The 18,853-nt window shown below is 67.1% G+C and carries 15 protein-coding genes; 7 read left to right on the top strand and 8 right to left on the bottom strand.

Annotated elements, in window-relative coordinates; genetic code table 11:
- Positions 1-39: 39 nt before the first annotated feature.
- The 8 genes from P3W85_RS08410 to P3W85_RS08375 form a co-directional block, all read right to left on the bottom strand.
- Positions 40-648, bottom strand: a complete 609-nt coding sequence (locus tag P3W85_RS08410) for a nucleotidyltransferase family protein (protein WP_276264434.1) — start codon at positions 646-648, stop codon at positions 40-42.
- Positions 630-1,658 carry an XdhC family protein gene (locus P3W85_RS08405; RefSeq protein ID WP_276264433.1) on the bottom strand — a complete coding sequence of 343 codons (1,029 nt, stop codon included), beginning with the start codon at positions 1,656-1,658 and terminating at the stop codon, positions 630-632. The genes P3W85_RS08410 and P3W85_RS08405 overlap by 19 nt, the downstream gene beginning before the upstream one ends.
- Positions 1,631-2,212, bottom strand: a complete 582-nt coding sequence (locus P3W85_RS08400) for a CoxG family protein (RefSeq protein WP_017228710.1) — start codon at positions 2,210-2,212, stop codon at positions 1,631-1,633. The genes P3W85_RS08405 and P3W85_RS08400 overlap by 28 nt, the downstream gene beginning before the upstream one ends.
- Complete coding sequence (locus P3W85_RS08395; protein ID WP_276264432.1) at positions 2,203-3,489, bottom strand: vWA domain-containing protein; 1,287 nt, start codon at positions 3,487-3,489, stop codon at positions 2,203-2,205. The genes P3W85_RS08400 and P3W85_RS08395 overlap by 10 nt, the downstream gene beginning before the upstream one ends.
- 3 nt (positions 3,490-3,492) lie before the next feature.
- Positions 3,493-4,389, bottom strand: coding sequence for an AAA family ATPase (locus P3W85_RS08390; protein WP_017227770.1), 897 nt, complete (start codon positions 4,387-4,389; stop codon positions 3,493-3,495).
- Positions 4,390-4,709: 320 nt separating this feature from the next.
- On the bottom strand, positions 4,710-5,510 hold the full coding sequence (locus P3W85_RS08385) for an FAD binding domain-containing protein (protein WP_276264431.1): 801 nt from the start codon (positions 5,508-5,510) through the stop codon (positions 4,710-4,712).
- A 15-nt stretch (positions 5,511-5,525) separates the two neighbouring features.
- Positions 5,526-7,907, bottom strand: a complete 2,382-nt coding sequence (locus P3W85_RS08380) for a xanthine dehydrogenase family protein molybdopterin-binding subunit (protein ID WP_276264430.1) — start codon at positions 7,905-7,907, stop codon at positions 5,526-5,528.
- Between the two features lie 10 nt (positions 7,908-7,917).
- Positions 7,918-8,400, bottom strand: coding sequence for a (2Fe-2S)-binding protein (locus P3W85_RS08375; RefSeq protein WP_017226145.1), 483 nt, complete (start codon positions 8,398-8,400; stop codon positions 7,918-7,920).
- 375 nt (positions 8,401-8,775) lie between these two features.
- On the opposite strand from P3W85_RS08375, the gene P3W85_RS08370 reads away from it, so the two are divergent.
- From P3W85_RS08370 to P3W85_RS08340, 7 genes are all read left to right on the top strand, one after another.
- Positions 8,776-9,354: a YqaA family protein gene (locus P3W85_RS08370; protein ID WP_276264429.1), complete on the top strand. Its 579-nt coding sequence runs from the start codon at positions 8,776-8,778 to the stop codon at positions 9,352-9,354.
- 157 nt (positions 9,355-9,511) lie between these two features.
- Positions 9,512-13,486, top strand: a complete 3,975-nt coding sequence (locus tag P3W85_RS08365) for an FAD/FMN-binding oxidoreductase (RefSeq protein WP_276264428.1) — start codon at positions 9,512-9,514, stop codon at positions 13,484-13,486.
- Between the two features lie 124 nt (positions 13,487-13,610).
- Positions 13,611-14,045: an HIT family protein gene (locus tag P3W85_RS08360; RefSeq protein ID WP_276264427.1), complete on the top strand. Its 435-nt coding sequence runs from the start codon at positions 13,611-13,613 to the stop codon at positions 14,043-14,045.
- Positions 14,046-14,204: 159 nt separating this feature from the next.
- Positions 14,205-16,070 (top strand): ABC transporter ATP-binding protein/permease, encoded by a 1,866-nt coding sequence (locus P3W85_RS08355; RefSeq protein WP_035810225.1) that lies wholly within the window; start codon positions 14,205-14,207, stop codon positions 16,068-16,070.
- Positions 16,071-16,122: 52 nt separating this feature from the next.
- On the top strand, positions 16,123-16,536 hold the full coding sequence (locus P3W85_RS08350) for a gamma-butyrobetaine hydroxylase-like domain-containing protein (RefSeq protein ID WP_017226140.1): 414 nt from the start codon (positions 16,123-16,125) through the stop codon (positions 16,534-16,536).
- 37 nt (positions 16,537-16,573) lie between these two features.
- The gene (gene ubiE / locus P3W85_RS08345) at positions 16,574-17,305 is read left to right on the top strand and encodes a bifunctional demethylmenaquinone methyltransferase/2-methoxy-6-polyprenyl-1,4-benzoquinol methylase UbiE (RefSeq protein WP_017226139.1); all 732 of its coding nucleotides are present in this window, start codon (positions 16,574-16,576) and stop codon (positions 17,303-17,305) included.
- 74 nt (positions 17,306-17,379) lie between these two features.
- Positions 17,380-18,375, top strand: a complete 996-nt coding sequence (locus P3W85_RS08340) for a Tim44 domain-containing protein (RefSeq protein ID WP_276264426.1) — start codon at positions 17,380-17,382, stop codon at positions 18,373-18,375.
- Positions 18,376-18,853 lie beyond the last annotated feature (478 nt).

Here is an 18,853-nt window from a genome sequence, read left to right as displayed (position 1 = left end):
GGCCATTCCGACCCCCAAAGTCCCCGATCTCCCCAATCCCTAGGTCAGATCCCCCGGCGTATCCACATCCCTGAACGCCCCTTCGTCCTCAGTCAATATCCGCATCACCGGCTGCGTCTTCAACAATTCGCGCGCGCCTTCGTCTCCGTCGAGCCTGAGCAGCGCTTCCCGCCAGGCCGAGCCAAAGCCGACGGGATGCCCGCGCCGGCCATCCCGCCAGGGCGCCGCGATGGCATCGGGCGTGGTGATCGTCAGCGCCACCGCGCGCACCAGTTTGGCCGGCAGCCACGGCATATCGGCCAGCGCCACCACCCAGCCGCGCGCGTCCGGCGTGGCGGCCACCGCGGCTGCCAGCGCCGCGCCCATGCCTGCCTCCGCGGCAGCGGTCTCCAGTACCCGGCAGCCCGCGCCGCGCAACTCGGCAGCCAGCGCCGCATTGCCTGGCCGGATCACGGCAAGTGCGCCGGGCAGGCTGGTGGCGAGGGTGTGGGCGCTGCGGCCGGCGACGGTCTTGCCGTCCGGCAGCGTGGCCAGCAGCTTGTTGCGCCGGCCGGCGGCATCGAAGCGCCGCCCGTAGCCTGCCGCCAGCAGAATGCCGGTAGGCAGGTCGGCCTCCGTGACCGGCCCGTTCAAGGGGCCGGGCTGCATGTGCTGCCGGCACCGGCCGCCATTTCGCGCGCGGCCTTGGCGCCTTCCACCTGCAGGATGTCGGGCAGCGAGACATGGTTCTTGGCGGCGACCACTTCGGCCAGGATCGAGATCGCGATTTCCGGCGGCGTGCGGCTGCCGATATAGATGCCCACCGGGCCATGCAGCCGCGCCAGCTGCAATTCATTGAGGTCGAATTCCTTCAGCCGTTCGCGCCGTGCCTGGTTGTTGCGGCGGGAGCCCAGCGCGCCCACGTAGAAGGCGCGCGTGCGCAGCGCTTCCATCAGGGCCAGGTCGTCCAGCTTGGGATCGTGCGTGACGGCGATCACCGCGCTGCGCTCGTCGAGCTGCATGTCGGTCACGGTATCGTCCGGCATGGTGCGCACCATGGTGACGCCGGGAATGTCCCAGGTCTCGGTATATTCCTCGCGCGGATCGCATACGGTCACCTGGAAGCCCAGGCCGACGGCGATCTGGCACAGATATTTCGACAACTGCCCGGCGCCGATCACCAGCATGCGGTAGCGCGGCCCGTGGATGGTGAGCAGGGTGGCGCCGTCGAAGGCCAGGCCGTCGGTGGCCAGGGCGGGCCCGAGCGTGGCGCGGCCGCTTGCCATGTCGAGCGTGCGCGCCACCAGCTTGCCGCTCTCAACGGCTTCCAGCAGTTCGTCAAGGTGGCTGGCGGCGCCGAGCGGCTCGGTCACCAGTTCGATGGTGCCGCCGCAGGGCAGGCCGAAGCGGTGCGCTTCCTCGGCGCTGATGCCGTACTTGACGGCTTCGGGGTGCGCGCCGGCAATGCCTTCGCGCCGTACCCGGTCGATGAGGTCGTCCTCGATGCAGCCGCCCGAGACCGAGCCCACCACCAGGCCGTCGTCGCGCACCGCCAGCATCGCGCCTTCGGGCCGGGGCGAGGAGCCCCAGGTCCTGACTACCGTGACCAATAGCGCGCGGTGGCCCTCGGCCAGCCAGCGCACACTGCTTTTCAGGACTTCGAGATCCACGCTGTCCATGATCGTTTCCGCTTCGTTTCACCAGTTTGTTCATCGGGCGGGCTGCCGTCGCCGGCCGCCGCTCCATCCTTGGCGACATCCTCTTGGGCGCCTTGCGCTTCCTCCTGCGCGCCGTCCCCGCTGACCGCTGCCGTAAAGCGGTCGAAGAAGACATCGGCCATCTTGCGCGCGGCGGCGTCGACCAGGCGCGAGCCGATCTGCGCGATCTTGCCGCCAACCTGGGCGTTGACCGTATAGGTCAGCACGGTGTGCTCGCCATCCGGCGCCAGCGTCACTTGCGCGGTGCCCTTGCCGAAGCCGGCCGCGCCGCCTTGTCCGTCGAACTGGATGGTGTAGCTGTCGGGCGCCTGGATATCCTGCAAGGCCATGCGGCCCTTGAAGCGCGCCTTGACCGGGCCTACCGCGGCGGTCAGCGCCAGCAGGTAGGCGTGATCGCCGTCAGGCTCGATGCTCTCACATCCCGGGATGCATTGCTTGAGCAGCCCCGTATCGTTCAGGGCTTCCCAGGCGGTCTGCTGGGCTACCGGCAATTGCCGTGTCTGCGTCATTTCCATGATTGGGGCGTCTCCTTGGTGTCTTTCATGATCTTGAGTCCCCGCGCTGCGGGGAACACGGCCATGGCCAGCGGCTCGCGCGCGGCCAGCAGCGATTCGAGGGCGAACAGGCTGTCCAGGTTGTGCGCCGAGCGCAGCGCGTCCACGTGCGGCAGGATGGCCTGTACGCCGCGCGCCTGCGGCGCGAAACCGGCATAGCGCAGCAGCGGGTTGAGCCAGACGATGCGATGGGCGAAGCGGCGCAGGCGAGCCATCTCCGTCTCCAGCAGGCCGATATCCTCGCGATCCAGCCCGTCGGTGACCAGCAGCACGGTGGCGCGGCCGGAGAGCGTGCGGCGTGCCCATTGCCGGTTGAAGGTGGCCAGCGCCGCGCCGATGCGGGTGCCGCCGGCCCAGTCGCGCACCTGCCCGGCGATGGCGTTGACCGCTTCGTCGGGGTCGCGCTCCCGCAGCGAGCGGGTGATATTGGTGAGCCGCGTGCCGAACAGGAATACCGACAGCCGCTCGCGCGACTGCATCAGCGCGTGGCAGAAGTACAGTACCGCGCGCGAGTACTGGCTCATGGAACCTGAGATGTCGAGCAGCAGCACCAGGGGCGGGCGCCGTTCGGCGTGGCGGCGGTATTTCCAGCGCAGCCATTCGCCTTGCTGGCGCACCGCCAGCCTGGCGCTGGCGCGCAGGTCGGCGCGCGGCCCGCTGGCGGCGGCGCGCAAGCGTCGCGTGCGCTCGGTGGCCAGGCGCGCATGGCGGGCCCGGATCATATGCTGCAGTGCGCGCCATTCCTCCGCGCCGAGCGTTTCGAAATCGCGCTGGGCCAGGCGCTCCTGCGCGGAGAAGGTGAGCGGCGCGGTGAAGCGTTCGGTGCTTTCCTTGCCGCGCTGCCCGGACTCCGGCGGGCGTTGGGCGGCCAGCGCATCGGCCAGCCGGTTGTTGCGTTTCGGTGGCGGCGCCCCGGCGTCCACGCGTGGCAACAGCAGGGCGCGCAGCTTGCTTTCCCAGTCAGGGTCGCGCCAGAAGAGATCGAAGGCGGCATCGAACAGCGGCCGCTGGTCGGGGCCGTTCACCATCAGGGCAGCCATCGCCGCGCGCACCTCGTCGCGCCGGCCGATGTCCACGTATTGCAGCGCCAGCAGCGTGTCCACGGCATGCGCGGGCGACAGCGCGAAGCCGGCATCGCGCAGCAGCCGGACGAAGTGCGCGACGTTGCGCGCCAGCATGGGGAGCGAGCTGGCGGGAGGCGTGGCGGCAAGCGCGGAATCCGGATGCGGCCTGGGCATGTCTCAGCCCTCCGGCGCTCGGCTGGCCAGCAGTTCCGCCACGGTGGGACCGTCCACGCGGGCCAGGTCGTCCTGGTACTTGAGCAGCACGCCGAGCGTATCCCGCACCGATTGCGGATCGAGTTCGCTCACACCGAGCGCGGACAGCGCGCGGCACCAGTCGATGGCCTCGGCAATGCCGGGCGACTTGAACAGGTCGATGCCGCGCAGGCGGTGGATGAAATCAATGGCCTGGTGCTGCAGCGCGGCGGCAGCCTCGGGCGCGCGCGCTGCCACGATCTGCAGTTCGCGCTCGCGCTGCGGGTAGCCCATCCACTGGTACAGGCAGCGGCGCTTGAGCGCATCGTGCACTTCGCGGGTGCGGTTGGAGGTGACCACGATCAGCGGAGGCTGCTCTGCCTTGATCACGCCGATTTCCGGGATCGACACCTGGTACTCGGACAGCACCTCGAGCAAGAAGGCTTCGAAAGGCTCGTCGGCGCGGTCGATCTCGTCGATCAGCAGCACGCGCGGTATGCCCGGCGCGGCGGGGTCGGGCAGCAGCGACTCCAGCAGGGGCCGCTTGAGCAGGAAATCGTCGTGGTAGAGCGATTGCGTGTCGGGCCGCTCGCCGCGCGCTTCGGCCAGGCGCAGCGCCATGATCTGGCGCGGGTAGTCCCATTCGTAGAGTGCGCTGGAGGCGTCGAGCCCCTCGTAGCATTGCAGGCGCAACAAGCGCGTGCCGAGCGCGCCGGCCATGGCGCGCGCCAGCGCGGTCTTGCCGACGCCGGGCTCGCCCTCCAGGAACAGCGGGCGCTGCATGCGCATTGCCAGGTAGAGCACAGTGGCGGTTTCGCGGTCGGCGAAATACTGCTGTGCCTCCAGCAGGGCGGCGGTCTGGTCGATGGACTGGGGAAGCATGGAGGTGGCCGGAAGATGCAATGTGCGGAGAATGTGGGCACTGGTTACGCCGTCGTGCTGGAGAAAATCATTGGCTTCGCTTTTTGTGGCCTCTAGCCGAACCGCGCCTCTCCTCAACCTTCTTCCCATGAGGGGAGAGGGTGCAACAGCCGTCGTTATTGCAAACGGCTTTGGCGCATCTTGCCGGCTTCGGCCAATGCCGCCGGTTTGCTCCCCTCTCCCGCTTGCGGGAGAGGGGCCGGGGGAGAGGGTGGGCGTGGACTTGAAGTGAACGCGCCCGCTCTTTACGAGTGCGGGTGCTCTCCTTCCGATTTCTTCCCTCAGCCCTTCAGCGCCTGCTCCACCGCGCGTGCCGCCAGCACCGGGATCAGGTGCGCGCGATACTCGGCCGAGGCGTGCAGGTCCGCATTCAGCCCGCCCGGGTCAAGCACCACCGCGCGCGCCGCCGCCGGCGTGAAGCTGGCCGCCAGCGCCAGCTCCAGCGGCGCGCAGCGGAACACGCTGTCGGCGGCGCCGGTGACGGAGACCCGCACGATCTTGCCGAAGCGCGCCACCATCACCCCCACCAGCGCGAAGCGCGAGGCCGGGTTGGGAAACTTGATGTAGGCGGCCTGGTCCGGCGAGGGAAAGCGCACGGCGGTGATCAGTTCGTCGGGCTCCAGCGCGGTTTCGTAGAGGCTCTTGAAGAAGTTGTCGGCGGCGATATTGCGGCGGTCCGTCACCACCGTGGCGTTAAGGCCCAGTACCGCGGCCGGATAGCACGCTGCCGGATCGTCGTTGGCGAGCGAGCCGCCCAGCGTGCCCATCGCGCGCACCTGCCGGTCGCCGATGCCGCCGGCGAGCGCGGCCAGCGCGGGGATACGCTTGAGCACCTCGGCGTTGGCCGCCACGTCGGCATGCCGTGCCGCCGCGCCGATCACCAGTTCGTCGTTCTCCACCCGGATCTCCGCCATGCCGGGGATGCGCGTCACGTCGACCAGCGCCGAGGGCGCGGCCAGCCGCAGCTTCATTGCCGCCAGCAGGCTCTGTCCGCCGCCGAGGAACTTGGCGTCGCCGTCGGCCTTGAGCCTGGCCACCGCCGAACTGGCATCGGCGGCGCGTTCGAAATTGAATGCGTACATGATGTGTCTCCGATCTCAGTTGGGGGTCTGCGCCTGGCGAATCGCCTGCCACACGCGGTGCGGCGTGGCGGGCATCTGGATATCGTGCACGCCCAGCGGCGAGAGCGCATCCACCAGCGCGTTGATGAAGGCCGGTGGCGACCCGATGGCGCCGGCTTCGCCGCATCCCTTCACGCCCAGCGGATTGTGCGTGCAGGGCGTGCCCTTGGCGGTCTCCACCGTGAAGTCGGGCAGGTCGGCCGCTCGCGGCATGGCGTAGTCCATATAGGAGCCGGTCAGCAACTGGCCGCTTTCGTCGTCGTAGATGCACTGCTCCAGCATGGCCTGGCCGAGGCCCTGGCCAATGCCGCCGTGGACCTGGCCTTCGACGATCATCGGGTTGATGATGTTGCCGAAATCGTCCACCGCGGTGAACTTGACGACATGGCTTTCGCCCGTGTCGGGGTCGACCTCCACCTCGCAGACGTAGGCGCCGGATGGGTAGGTGAAGTTGGTCGGGTCGTAGAAGGCGTTCTCGTTGAGGCCGGGCTCCAGCTTGTCGAGCGGATAGTTGTGCGGCACGTAGGCGGTCAGGGCGACCTCGCCGAAGGTCTTGCTGCGGTCGGTGCCGGCCACGCTGAACACGCCATTCTTGAACTCGATGTCGGCGTCCGAGGCCTCCAGCAGGTGGGCCGCGATCTTCTTGGCCTTGGCTTCGATCTTGTCGAGCGCCTTCATGATGGCGGAGCCGCCGACCGACAGCGAGCGCGAACCGTAGGTGCCCATGCCGAACGGCACGCGGCCGGTATCGCCATGCACGATCTCCACGGCGTCGAGCGCAATGCCGAGGCGGTCCGCCACGATCTGCGCGAAGGTGGTCTCATGCCCCTGGCCGTGGCTGTGCGAGCCCGTGAAGACGGTCACGGTGCCGGTCGGGTGCACGCGGATCTCGCCGACCTCGAACAGGCCCGCTCGCGCGCCCAGTGCGCCGGCGATATTCGACGGCGCCAGCCCGCAAGCTTCGATATAGCAGGAATAGCCCAGGCCGCGCAGTTTGCCGCGCTGCTTTGCCTCGTCGCGCCGCGCGGGGAAGCCTTTCACGTCGGCCAGTTCCTGCGCGCGCGCAAGGCATGGCTCGTAGTCGCCGGTATCGTAGGTCAGGCCGACCGGGGTGGCATAGGGGAAGGTGCGGATGAAGTTCTTGCGGCGCAGTTCGGCCGGGTCCATCTTCAGTTCGTGCGCGGCGGCTTCCACCAGCCGTTCCACCACGTAGGTGGCTTCCGGGCGGCCCGCGCCGCGGTAGGCATCCACCGGCGCGGTGTTGGTGAACACGGCGCGCACCTCGGCGTAGATCGACGGGGTGGTGTATTGCCCGGCCAGCAGCGTGGCGTACAGGATGGTCGGCACGCTGGAGGCGAAGGTCGACAGGTAGGCGCCCATGTTTGCGGTGGTGTGCACCCGCATCGCCAGGAACTTGCCGTCGGCGTCCAGCGCCAGCTCGGCCTTGGTGACATGGTCGCGGCCGTGCGCATCGGTCAGGAAGGACTCCGAGCGCTCCGCGGTCCACTTGATCGGGCGCTTGATTTTCTTCGAGGCCCAGGTCAGCGCCACGTCTTCGGCGTACAGGAAGATCTTCGAACCGAAGCCGCCGCCCACGTCCGGCGCGATGATGCGCAGCCGTGACTCGGGCAGGCCCAGCACGAAGGCGCCCATCAGCAGGCGTTCCACGTGCGGGTTCTGGTTCGCCACGTAGACCGTGTAGCTGTCGTCCTGCCGCGTATAGCTGGCATTGACGGCGCGCGGTTCGATAGCGTTGGGGATCAGGCGGTTGTTGACGATCTCCAGCGTGGTCACGTGGGCCGCCCTGGCAAAGGCGGCGTCGGTGGCGGCGCGGTCGCCGTGGCCCCAGACGTAACTGGTGTTCTCCGGCACGTCGTCATGCACCAGCGTGCTGGCCGAGGCGGCCTGCGCGGTGTTGACCACCGCCGGCAGTTCCTCGTATTCGACGTCGATCTTCTCGGCGGCGTCCTTGGCTTGCTGCAGCGTCTCGGCCACCACCAGCGCGACCTGGTCGCCGACGTGGCGGGCCTTGCCCTGCGCCAGCACGGGGTGGGGCGGCTCCTTCATGGGGCTGCCGTCGATGCTGTGGATCAGCCAGCCGCAGGGCAGGCCGCCGACCTTGTCGGCAGCGACGTCGTCGCCGGTGAAGATGGCGATCACGCCGGGCGAGGCCAGGGCCTCGGTCTTGTCGATGGAAGCGATGCGCGCATGCGCGTGCGGCGAGCGCAGGAAATAGCCGTAGCTTTGCTGCGGCAGCACGATGTCGTCGGTGTACTGGCCGTTGCCGGTCAGGAAGCGATAGTCTTCCTTGCGCTTGACCGGGGCGCCGATCAGGTGCTGGTTCTCGGGTGCGTTCATGGCGGTCTCCTTATTCGGCGCTGGCGCCATGCATCGCGGCCTGTCCTTGCTGCACCGCACGCACGATGTTGTGGTACCCGGTACAGCGGCACAGGTTGCCTTCCAGCTGCTCGCGGATGGCAGTGGCGTCGGCATCGGGATGCTGCCTGACCAGCGCGGTGGCGCTCATTACCATCCCCGGCGTGCAGAAGCCGCACTGCAGGCCATGGCAGTTGCGAAAGGCTTCCTGCATGGGGTGGAGCTGGCCCTCGGGGGCGAGCCCTTCGATGGTGGTGATGCTGGCGCCATCCGCCTGCAGCGCCAGCACATTGCACGACTTGACCGCGCGGCCGTCCAGGTGCACGGTGCAGGCGCCGCACTGGGCGGTATCGCAGCCCACATGGGTGCCGGTGAGCCGGAGCTGTTCGCGCAGGAACTGGACGAGAAGGGTGTTGGGTTCTACCTGGGCCTCGACGGCGCGGCCGTTGACGGTCAGGCGGATAGGAATCGCCATGCTTGTCTCCATGTGGGTGGATACGCGCATGCCCAATCCGTGAATCCCGAAAAAACTGCGCGGGACTGGCCACGACGCGGTACTGCCGTTTGCTGGTTACGGCTATTTCGTGATGTTGGTGCTGCTGCTGTCTGCTGCTTTGCTATCTGCTGATTGCTGCGGTTACGGCTGCCTGCCGGCAAGGCTGGCGCCGCCGGCCAGCGAACGTTTGGCCGCGACAGGCTCTAACAGTTAATCACAAATCGACGGTGCTTGCCATGCGGGTTGCCCCTCCGGCACTTCGGCTCGCCGGGGGCGGGCAGGGCCGGCGGCGGCGATATGCATCCGGGCGCTGCTAGAATGGCCCGCCGTGCACCGGCACCCACTCTCATAGCTATGGAAGGCGTCATCGACTGGCTGTTCGAAACCGTTGCCCTGCCCAAGGTCGGGCTGCCCGCCATCTTCGTGGTCAGCCTGGTGTCCGCCACCTTGCTGCCGCTGGGCTCCGAGCCCGCGGTGTTCGGCTATATCAAGCTCAACCCGCACCTGTTCTGGCCCACCATCATCGTCGCCACGCTTGGCAACACAGCCGGCGGCGCGATCGACTGGTGGATGGGCTATGCCGCCAAGCTGGCGCTGGTGCGCTATCGCCGGCGGCGCCAGCAGCGCCAGCACGAGCGGGAGCACGCCGAACACCGCGGCCATCCCCGCCATGCGCGCAAGCCGGCGCTGGACGCGCGCTATTTCCGCTGGATGCGCCGGCTGGGGCCGCCGACCCTGCTGGCCTCCTGGTTGCCGGCTATTGGTGATCCATTGTGCACTTTGGCGGGCTGGCTGCGCTTGCCGTTCTGGCCGAGCCTGGTATATATGGCGATCGGCAAGTTTCTGCGCTACCTTGCCATGACCACGGTCCTGCAATGGATCCCGAACAGTTTCTGGCATGGCATGGCGACCACCCTCAAAAGCGTGTTCTAGCGCCGGTTCCGGGCCCCTCGGATGGCAAGGAACAACCCTTGCCCAAGCAAGGTTCCGCCATGTTGCGGTGCGGCGAAACCAGGCCTTGAAGTACAATTGCCCTTTAAAGACGATCCGGCGCACCGTCCCCGTGCGCTACAGGAAGCGGTCCCTCCTCATGAACGCCCCACTCGTGCTCGATGCCAAACTCGCCGCGCAGGACGCCCCCGCGCGCCTGCGTGAGATCCCTTATAACTACACGTCATTCTCGGATCGCGAGATTGTCATCCGGTTGCTGGGCGAAGAAGCCTGGCGGATCCTGGACGAGCTGCGCGGCGAACGCCGTACCGGCCGTTCGGCCCGCATGCTGTACGAAGTGCTGGGCGACATCTGGGTGGTGCGGCGCAATCCCTACCTGCAGGACGACCTGCTGGAAAATCCCAAGCGCCGCCAGATGCTGGTTACGGCACTTCATCACCGGCTCTCGGAGATCGAGAAGCGGCGCGCCGCTGACCGTGCCGAGCATGCCGAGCCGGCCGCCGAGGACCGCTCCCACCGGGTCGAACAGCTGGTCAGCTTTGCCAAGCAGGCCATCGAGGACTTCAAGCAGGAGTTCGCCGACGCCTATGACCTGCGCAAGCGCACCCAGCGCGTGCTGGGCCGCATCACGCAGAAGGACAACATCAAGTTCGACGGCCTGTCGCGCGTCTCGCACGTGACCGACGCCACCGACTGGCGCGTGGAATATCCCTTCGTGGTCCTCACCCCGGACACCGAGGAAGAGATCGCCGGCATGGTCAAGGGCTGCTTCGAGCTGGGCCTGACCATCATCCCGCGCGGAGGCGGCACCGGCTATACCGGCGGCGCCGTGCCGCTGACGCCGATGAGCGCGGTCATCAACACCGAGAAGCTGGAGCAGCTCGGCGCGGTCGAGCAGACCGACCTGCCGGGCGTCGCGCACAAGGTCGCGACCATCTTCTCCGGCGCCGGCGTGGTGACGCGCCGCGTGGCCGATGCCGCCGACAAGGCCGGCCTGGTGTTCGCCGTGGACCCGACCTCCATCGATGCCTCCTGCATCGGCGGCAACGTGGCCATGAACGCCGGCGGCAAGAAGGCCGTGCTGTGGGGCACCGCGCTGGATAACCTGGCCTGGTGGCGCATGGTGGACCCGGAGGGCAACTGGCTGGAGATCACCCGGCTGGACCACAACCTGGGCAAGATCCACGACGTGCCGGTCGCCACCTTCGAACTGAAGTGGTCGGACGGCAACCGCGCGCCAGGCGAAAAGCCGCTGCGCACCGAAACGCTGGCCATCGAAGGACGCAAGTTCCGCAAGGAAGGCCTGGGCAAGGACGTCACCGACAAGTTCCTGGCCGGCCTGCCCGGCATCCAGAAGGAAGGCTGCGACGGCATCATCACCAGCGCGCGCTGGATCCTGCACCGCATGCCGGCGCACGTGCGCACCGTCTGCCTGGAGTTCTTCGGCCAGGCGCGCGACGCCATTCCGAGCATCGTGGAAATCAAGGATTACCTCGACGCCGAGTCGCGCACCCCCGGCGGTGCCATCCTGGCCGGCCTGGAGCACCTGGACGAGCGCTACCTGCGCGCGGTGGGCTACGCCACCAAGAGCAAGCGCAACGCCTTCCCCAAGATGGTGCTGATCGGCGACATCGTCGGCGACGACCAGGACGCGGTGGCCCGCGCCACCTCGGAAGTCATCCGCATGGCCAACGGCAAGAGCGGCGAAGGCTTCGTCGCGGTCAGCCCCGAGGCCCGCAAGAAATTCTGGCTGGACCGCTCGCGCACCGCCGCCATCGCCAGGCACACCAACGCCTTCAAGATCAACGAAGACGTGGTGATCCCGCTGCCGCGCATGGGCGAGTACACCGACGGCATCGAGCGCATCAATATCGAGTTGTCGATCAAGAACAAGCTGCAGCTGACCGATGCGCTGGAAGCCTTCTTCGCGCGCGGCAACCTGCCGCTGGGCCGCAGCGACGACGCCAACGAGATTCCCAGCGCCGAGCTGCTGGAAGACCGCGTGCAGCACGCGCTGCAGCTGCTGCGCGAGATCCGCTCGCGCTGGAGCTATCTGCAGGACCACCTCGACACGCCGCTGGCTACCGCGCGCGCCGCGTTGATCGGCCACGGGCTTGGCCTGCTGGGCCCGGCCTTCGAGGCGCGCCTCGAGCAGCAGCCGGACGCCACCGTGTTCCATCTGCTGCAGGACCGCACCATCCGCGTGTCGTGGAAGAGCGAAGTGCGTGCCGAGCTGCGCAATATCTTCAACGGCGGCGAGTTCAAGCCCATCCTCGACGAGGCGCAGAAGATTCACAAGCAGGTGCTGCGCGGCCGCGTCTTCGTGGCGCTGCACATGCACGCGGGCGACGGCAACGTCCACACCAACATCCCGGTCAACTCCGACGACTACGACATGCTGCAGGACGCCCACCGCGCGGTGGCCCGCATCATGGCGCTGGCACGTTCGCTCGACGGCGTGATCTCGGGCGAGCACGGCATCGGCATCACCAAGCTGGAGTTCCTGACCGAGGACGAGATCGGCGAGTTCCGCGAGTACAAGCAGCGCGTGGACCCGCAGGGCCGCTTCAACAAGGGCAAGCTGTTGCCCGGAGCCGACCTGCGCAATGCCTATACGCCGTCGTTCGGGCTGATGGGGCATGAGTCCATCATCATGCAGCAGAGCGATATCGGCGCCATTGCCGACAGCGTCAAGGACTGCCTGCGCTGCGGCAAGTGCAAGCCGGTGTGCGCCACCCACGTGCCGCGCGCCAACCTGCTGTACAGCCCGCGCAACAAGATCCTCGCCACTTCGCTGCTGGTGGAGGCCTTCCTGTACGAGGAGCAGACCCGCCGCGGCATCTCGATCAAGCACTGGGACGAGTTCTCCGACGTGGCCGATCACTGCACGGTCTGCCACAAGTGCGTGACGCCGTGCCCGGTCAAGATCGACTTCGGCGACGTGTCGATGAATATGCGCAACCTGCTGCGCAAGATGGGGCAGAAGAAGTTCAATCCCGGCACCGCCGCGTCGATGTTCTTCCTCAACGCCACCAGTCCGCAGACCATCAACATGACCCGCAAGGTCATGATCGACTGGGGCTACAAGGCGCAGCGCCTGGGCAACGACGTGCTCAAGAAGCTGGCAAAGAAGCAGACCGAGCATCCGCCCGCCACGGTGGGCCGCGCGCCGGTGCGCGAGCAGGTGATCCACTTCATCAACAAGAAGATGCCGGGCAACCTGCCCAAGAAGACCGCGCGCGCGCTGCTGGATATCGAAGACAACGAGATCGTGCCGATCATCCGCGACCCGAAGCGCACCTCGCCCGAGACCGAGGCGGTGTTCTACTTCCCGGGCTGCGGCTCGGAGCGGCTGTTCTCGCAGGTCGGCCTGGCCACGCAGGCCATGCTGTGGCACGTCGGCGTGCAGACCGTGCTGCCGCCGGGCTACCTGTGCTGCGGCTATCCGCAGCGCGGCAACGGCCAGTACGACAAGGCCGAGAAGATGGTCACCGACAACCGGGTGCTGTTCCACCGGGTCGCCAATACGCTGAACTACCTCGATATCAAGACCGTGGTGGTGAGCTGCGGCACCTGCTACGACCAGCTTGCCGGCTATGAATTCGACAAGATCTTCCCGGGCTGCCGCATCATCGACATCCACGAGTACCTGCTGGAGAAGGGCGTCAAGCTGGAAGGCGTGACCGGTACGCGCTACATGTACCATGACCCCTGCCACACCCCGATCAAGACCATGGACCCGACCAGGCTCGTCAACGAGCTGATGGGTGGTAACGAGGGCGGCGGCAAGATCGAGAAGAACGAGCGCTGCTGCGGCGAATCCGGCACCCTGGCGGTGTCGCGTCCGGACGTTTCCACGCAGATCCGCTTCCGCAAGGAAGAGGAAATGACCAAGGGCGCGGACAAGCTGCGTACCGACGGCTTCACCGGCGACGTCAAGATCCTCACCAGCTGCCCTTCCTGCCTGCAGGGTTTGTCGCGCTACAAGGAAGACGCCACGGTGCAGGCCGACTACATCGTGGTCGAGATGGCCAAGCACCTGCTGGGCGAGAACTGGATGCCCGACTACGTGGCCAAGGCCAACTCGGGCGGCATTGAGCGGGTGCTGGTGTGATGCAGGGGATGGCGCCGATGAGCGCGGGCCAGCCTCCGCTTTGCTCCCCTCTCCCGCTTGCGGGAGAGCAGGGGGAGAGGGGAGCTGATATTGAGCGGTGGGTTGACGCATCGGGAGCCGCGGCATGAACCTCGTCCCCAACTGCCCTCTGTGCGAATCCGACGGCGGCGAACTGGTCTGGCGGGGCGAACGCGCCCGCGTCATCCTGGTCGAGCATGAGCGCTTTCCGGGCTTCTGCCGGGTGGTGTGGAACGGCCATGTGGCCGAGCAGACCGACCTGTCCGGGGACGACCAGGCCTGGCTGATGCGCCTGGTGGCGCGCGTGGAGCGCGCGGTGCGCGAAACCATGATGCCCGACAAGGTCAATCTTGCCGCCTTCGGCAATATGGTGCCGCACCTGCACTGGCACATCATTCCGCGCTACCGCTGGGACACGCATTTTCCCGAGGCGGTCTGGGCCCCCCCGCAGCGCGAACCCGATGCCGCGCGCCTGGCAGCGCTGGCAGGGCGCCTGCCGGCATTGCGCACGGCCCTGGCGCAGCTGGGCGAGGTAAGCTGAAGCACGGTACGGCCTGGTGCGTGCCGCGCCTGAATCGCCGCCGGTTTTCCTGAAATCCCGGAACCAGCGGGGCAGCGCAGTCTTCTAACACCCGTTGTCCTTATTCCCACAAGAGCGGGGCCAGTGGACCAGCCATGGCCCGCCCGCGCGAAAGGTGCCATGTCCACGCCGACCTCCGTTACTGTTCCGGGCCCCGCCGTGCCGGCCCGTGCCCTCAAGATCCAGAGCCGCCTGCGGGTGGCCGAGACCTGGGACCTGATCAAGCCCTACTGGAAGTCCGAGGACCGCAAGGCCGGGCTGGGGCTGCTGGCCTTCGTGGTGGCGCTCAATCTCGGCATCGTCTATATCAACGTGCTGCTCAATGAGTGGAACCGGGTGTTCTACAACGCGCTGGAGCAGCATGACTACGTCTCCTTCAAGACGCTCCTGATCCGTTTCTCCTGGATTGCCGGCTTCTTCATCGTGGCCGCCATCTCGCGCCAGTACTACACCATGATGCTGCAGATGCGCTGGCGTACCTGGATGACCGGCCGCTTCATGGATCACTGGCTCAGCCACCAGGCCTATTACCGGATCGAGCAGACCCACGCGACCGACAACCCCGACCAGCGGCTGGCGGATGACCTGCGTTCCTTCACCGACGGCGCGCTGTCGCTCTCGCTCGGCCTGCTGAACTCGGTGGTGACGCTGATCTCCTTCGTCGGCATCCTGTGGACGGTGTCGGGGCCGATCAGCTTCATGCTGGGCGGCAGCGAGATCACCATTCCCGGCTATATGGTGTGGTTCGCGGTGGGCTACGCGGTGATCGGCTCGCTGATTGCCCACCTGGTGGGCCGGCCGCTGATTGGCCTGAGTTTCCAGCAGGAGCAGTATGAGGCGGATTTCCGTTTCACGCTGGTGCGCTTGCGCGAGAACAGCGAGCCCGTGGCGCTGTATCGGGGCGAGCCCACCGAGCAGGCCGGGCTGCGCTCGCGCTTCGACCGCATCCGCGCCAACTGGAACCAGCTGATGCGCTATACGCGGCGCCTGACCTTCGTCAGTTCCGGTTATGGCCAGTTCGCCATCATCTTCCCGCTGATCGTGGCCGCGCCGCGCTACTTCGCCGGCAAGATGACGCTGGGCGGGCTGATGCAGATGAGTTCCGCCTTCGGCCAGGTGCAGAGCGCGCTGTCCTGGTTCGTCGACAGCTACGCCACCCTGGTCGGCTGGAAGGCCGCGGCCAACCGGCTGATCGATTTCCGCGACGCTATCCGCGTGGCCGAGCGCCAGGACCAGGAACACACCGGCGTGCGGGATATCGAGGTGGACCAGGCGGACACCGACGGCATCCGCATCGACTCGCTGGCACTGGCCTTGCCGGTGCGCAGCGCGCAGGGCGGCCAGATTTCCCAGCGGCCGCTGGTGGCGCCGTTCTCGCTGGAGATCGGGCCCGGCGAACGCTGGCTGGTCAGCGGTCCCTCGGGCTGCGGCAAGAGTGTGCTGTTCCGCGCGCTGGCCGGCATCTGGCCCTATGGCAGCGGCACGGTTGCCCTGCCGCGCTCTGCCCGCACGCTGTTCCTGCCGCAGCGCAGCTACCTGCCGATCGGCTCGCTGGCCGATGCGCTGGCGTATCCGGACGCCGGCACCGCGCACAGCCGCGAGGCCCTGCAGGGTGTGCTGCGCCAGGCTCAGCTAGGGGCCCTGACCGAGCAGCTCGATATGTTCGATAACTGGTCGCTGCGCCTGTCGCCGGGCGAGCAGCAGCGCCTGGCTTTTGCGCGCGCATTGCTGCAGCAGCCCGACTACCTCTTCCTGGACGAAGCCACCAGCGCGCTCGACGAGGAAACCGAAAGCGCGATGTACCGCCTGATGGTGGCATCCCTGCCGGACGCCGCCATCGTCAGCATTGCCCATCGCAGCACCGTGGCGGCCTTCCATGACCGCCGCCTGCGCTATGTGGCAGCGGACGGAGCGCACTGGGAGGCTGAGCAAGATGGGCAACGCGCGGCGGCTGCGGTAAGCTATCGGGTCGTACACGAAGCGTGAAGGCGGGTGTGGCTGCAACCTGCGGCCCGCCCACAGCCGCGCGCCACCCATCATGGCAGGCCTCGAAAAAGATACTCCCCATCCCACCGCCCTTACCGTGCACACCCAGTCGCGCGTGCTGGAGGTGGGTTTCGACAACGGTTCCAGCTTCCGGCTGCCCTTCGAATACCTGAGGGTATATTCGCCTTCGGCCGAGGTGCAGGGCCACGGCCCCGGCCAGGAAGTGCTGCAGACCGGCAAGCGCGACGTCACCATCGCCGCGGTGGAGCCGGTCGGGAATTACGCCATCCTGATCCGCTTTTCCGACGGTCACGATACCGGCATCTATTCCTGGGAACTGCTTTACCGCCTGGGCGCGGAACAGGACGCCAAGTGGCAGTCCTATCTGCAGCGCCTGGAGGCGGCCGGCGTCGATCGCGACACCCCGATGCCTGCCGCCGGCGGCCATGCCTGCGGCAACCATTGAGCGCCCCGCGGGCCATTACTGAATTCTGGAGCGAGTCATGAGCGAAACCCATTTCGGGTTCGAGAAGGTCAAGGAAGAAGAGAAGGCCGGCAAGGTGGCTGAAGTCTTCCATTCGGTGGCCAACAAATACGATGTCATGAACGACCTGATGTCGGGCGGCATGCACCGGCTGTGGAAGATGTTCACCATCGCCCAGGCCGGTGTGCGCCCCGGCTTCAAGGTGCTGGACATCGCCGGCGGTACCGGCGACCTGGCCAAGACGTTCGCGCGCCAGGCCGGCCCCACCGGCGAGGTCTGGCTGACCGACATCAACGAGTCGATGCTCCGGGTCGGCCGCGACCGCCTGTTGAACAAGGGCATCGTCACCCCCACCTGCCTGTGTGACGCCGAGCACATTCCGTTCCCGGACAACCATTTCGACCTGGTTACCGTGGCCTTCGGGCTGCGCAACATGACGCATAAGGATGCGGCCCTGGCCGAAATGCGCCGGGTGGTCAAGCCGGGCGGCAAGGTCATGGTGCTGGAGTTCTCCAAGGTGTGGAAACCGCTGGAAAAGGCCTATGACATCTACTCCTTCAAGGTGCTCCCGTGGCTCGGAGAGCGGGTAGCCCAGGATTCCCATAGCTATCGCTATCTTGCGGAATCGATCAGAATGCATCCAGACCAGGCTTCACTTGTACGTCTTATGGAACATGCGGGCCTGGAGAATGTCGAATACTTCAATCTGACAGCGGGAGTGGTGGCACTCCACGTCGGGCGAAAGTACTAGACTGAGTACCAGGTTGGGTACCAATTGATTTAGGCTCAATGAAGATGAGCGAACTTGACAGGGGAAGCATTGATATGTCGCAATTTCGCGGAAAATTCATGGCGGTGGTGCTGATCGGCACACTTGCCCTCGGCCTGGCGCTGGACGCCAACGCCAAACGTCTCGGCGGGTCGCGCAGCATCGGCAAGCAATCGTCCGGCGTGACGCAGCGCCAGCAGGCACCGGCGCAGCAGTCGCCGTCCCAGACGCCGGCGCAGCCGGCACAGCAAGCGGCGCCGGCTGGCGCGGCTGCCGGTGCCGGCGCGGCAGCAGCCGCCGCGCCCAAGCGCAACTGGGGCGGCATGCTCGGCGGCATCGCCGCCGGCCTGGGCATTGGCTGGCTGCTGTCGCACTTTGGCCTCGGCGGCGCCGCGATGGGCTTCCTGTCCAACCTGATCCTGATCGCCCTGGTGGCCTTCGTCGCGATCTGGCTGATCCGCAAGTTCCGCGGCGGCGCGAGCCGTTCGCAGCAACCTGCCTACGCTGGTGCCGGCGGTGGCCTGAATGGCGGCAACGAACCGGCCCTGCGCCAGCAAGTGCCGGTTGGCGCTCCCAACCCGGTCATGCCCGCGTCCGGTACCGCAACCCCGCTGCAGTCCGCCGCACCGGTGATGGCCGGCGCCGCGGCAGCCGCGGGCGCGGCCCAGCCCTGGGGCGTGCCGGCTGATTTCGACACCGCGGCCTTCCTGCGCAACGCCAAGATCTATTACGTGCGCCTGCAGGCGGCATGGGACGCCGGCAATCTCGACGACATCCGCGAGTTCACCACCCCGGAAATGTTCGCCGAAATCAAGATGGACCTGTCCGAGCGCGGCGCCGAGGTCAACAAGACCGACGTGGTCACGCTGGAAGCCGAGCTGCTCGGCATCGAAGACAGCCCGGCGCAGCATCTGGCAAGCGTGCGCTTCTCCGGCATGATCCGCGAGAAGGCAGCCGATCCCGCCCAGCCGTTCGCCGAGGTCTGGAACCTGGCCAAGCCGGTGACCGGCAGCGGTGGCTGGCTGCTGGCTGGCATTCAGCAGGTTTCCTGAGTGCAGGGAGTGGCTTGCCGGCCGCTGCTTGGCCGGCAGGTGGAATAGAATGGAGGCCCACGTGAAAACGTGGGCTTTTTTTGTATGTTTGGTTGGATTGTCGCTTGAGGGTTGGGAGAATCGTCGAGGCGGCCAGCTTCCGGACCGCCCTGCGCGTACGGGGATGGTCCACCTCCACGGCTCGCTTCTGTTCGCGCTGAGCTGCTCTCGGTCCGGCAGGCCCCGGCGGGACCGCCGTCACGCGATGCGAAGCGAGCCGTGTTGGTGCCGGATGCCGTATGGGGCGCCTCGTGGCCGCTCTTTCGGGCTGGCCACGAGTGGGGGAGCTTCATCCGGCGCGACTTCTTTGCCCACTCTCACGACAAGAAAGCAGGCCGCCTTCCCGCAGGGGGGGTGAAACTGCAGTTGACCTCGACTTTGCGGTTAAGCCATTGACGCTCACTTTGACTTTAGAACCAACCGAACCAACCATCACCTG

This window comes from Cupriavidus basilensis (genome assembly GCF_029335485.1).
In the GTDB taxonomy this organism is placed as follows: Bacteria; Pseudomonadota; Gammaproteobacteria; order Burkholderiales; family Burkholderiaceae; genus Cupriavidus; species Cupriavidus basilensis_E.
Note: the sequence above shows the minus strand (reverse complement) of the source record. Positions and strands in the feature narration are given on the sequence as shown.

Excerpts from the sequence above, each read along its gene's own strand:
- P3W85_RS08410 (WP_276264434.1), bottom strand. The coding sequence starts at position 648 with ATGCAGCCCGGCCCCTTGAACGGGCCGGTCACGGAGGCCGACCTGCCT.
- P3W85_RS08405 (WP_276264433.1), bottom strand. The coding sequence starts at position 1,658 with ATGGACAGCGTGGATCTCGAAGTCCTGAAAAGCAGTGTGCGCTGGCTG.
- P3W85_RS08400 (WP_017228710.1), bottom strand. The coding sequence starts at position 2,212 with ATGGAAATGACGCAGACACGGCAATTGCCGGTAGCCCAGCAGACCGCC.
- P3W85_RS08395 (WP_276264432.1), bottom strand. The coding sequence starts at position 3,489 with ATGCCCAGGCCGCATCCGGATTCCGCGCTTGCCGCCACGCCTCCCGCC.
- P3W85_RS08390 (WP_017227770.1), bottom strand. The coding sequence starts at position 4,389 with ATGCTTCCCCAGTCCATCGACCAGACCGCCGCCCTGCTGGAGGCACAG.
- P3W85_RS08385 (WP_276264431.1), bottom strand. The coding sequence starts at position 5,510 with ATGTACGCATTCAATTTCGAACGCGCCGCCGATGCCAGTTCGGCGGTG.
- P3W85_RS08380 (WP_276264430.1), bottom strand. The coding sequence starts at position 7,907 with ATGAACGCACCCGAGAACCAGCACCTGATCGGCGCCCCGGTCAAGCGC.
- P3W85_RS08375 (WP_017226145.1), bottom strand. The coding sequence starts at position 8,400 with ATGGCGATTCCTATCCGCCTGACCGTCAACGGCCGCGCCGTCGAGGCC.
- P3W85_RS08370 (WP_276264429.1), top strand. The coding sequence starts at position 8,776 with ATGGAAGGCGTCATCGACTGGCTGTTCGAAACCGTTGCCCTGCCCAAG.
- P3W85_RS08365 (WP_276264428.1), top strand. The coding sequence starts at position 9,512 with ATGAACGCCCCACTCGTGCTCGATGCCAAACTCGCCGCGCAGGACGCC.
- P3W85_RS08360 (WP_276264427.1), top strand. The coding sequence starts at position 13,611 with ATGAACCTCGTCCCCAACTGCCCTCTGTGCGAATCCGACGGCGGCGAA.
- P3W85_RS08355 (WP_035810225.1), top strand. The coding sequence starts at position 14,205 with ATGTCCACGCCGACCTCCGTTACTGTTCCGGGCCCCGCCGTGCCGGCC.
- P3W85_RS08350 (WP_017226140.1), top strand. The coding sequence starts at position 16,123 with ATGGCAGGCCTCGAAAAAGATACTCCCCATCCCACCGCCCTTACCGTG.
- ubiE (WP_017226139.1), top strand. The coding sequence starts at position 16,574 with ATGAGCGAAACCCATTTCGGGTTCGAGAAGGTCAAGGAAGAAGAGAAG.
- P3W85_RS08340 (WP_276264426.1), top strand. The coding sequence starts at position 17,380 with ATGTCGCAATTTCGCGGAAAATTCATGGCGGTGGTGCTGATCGGCACA.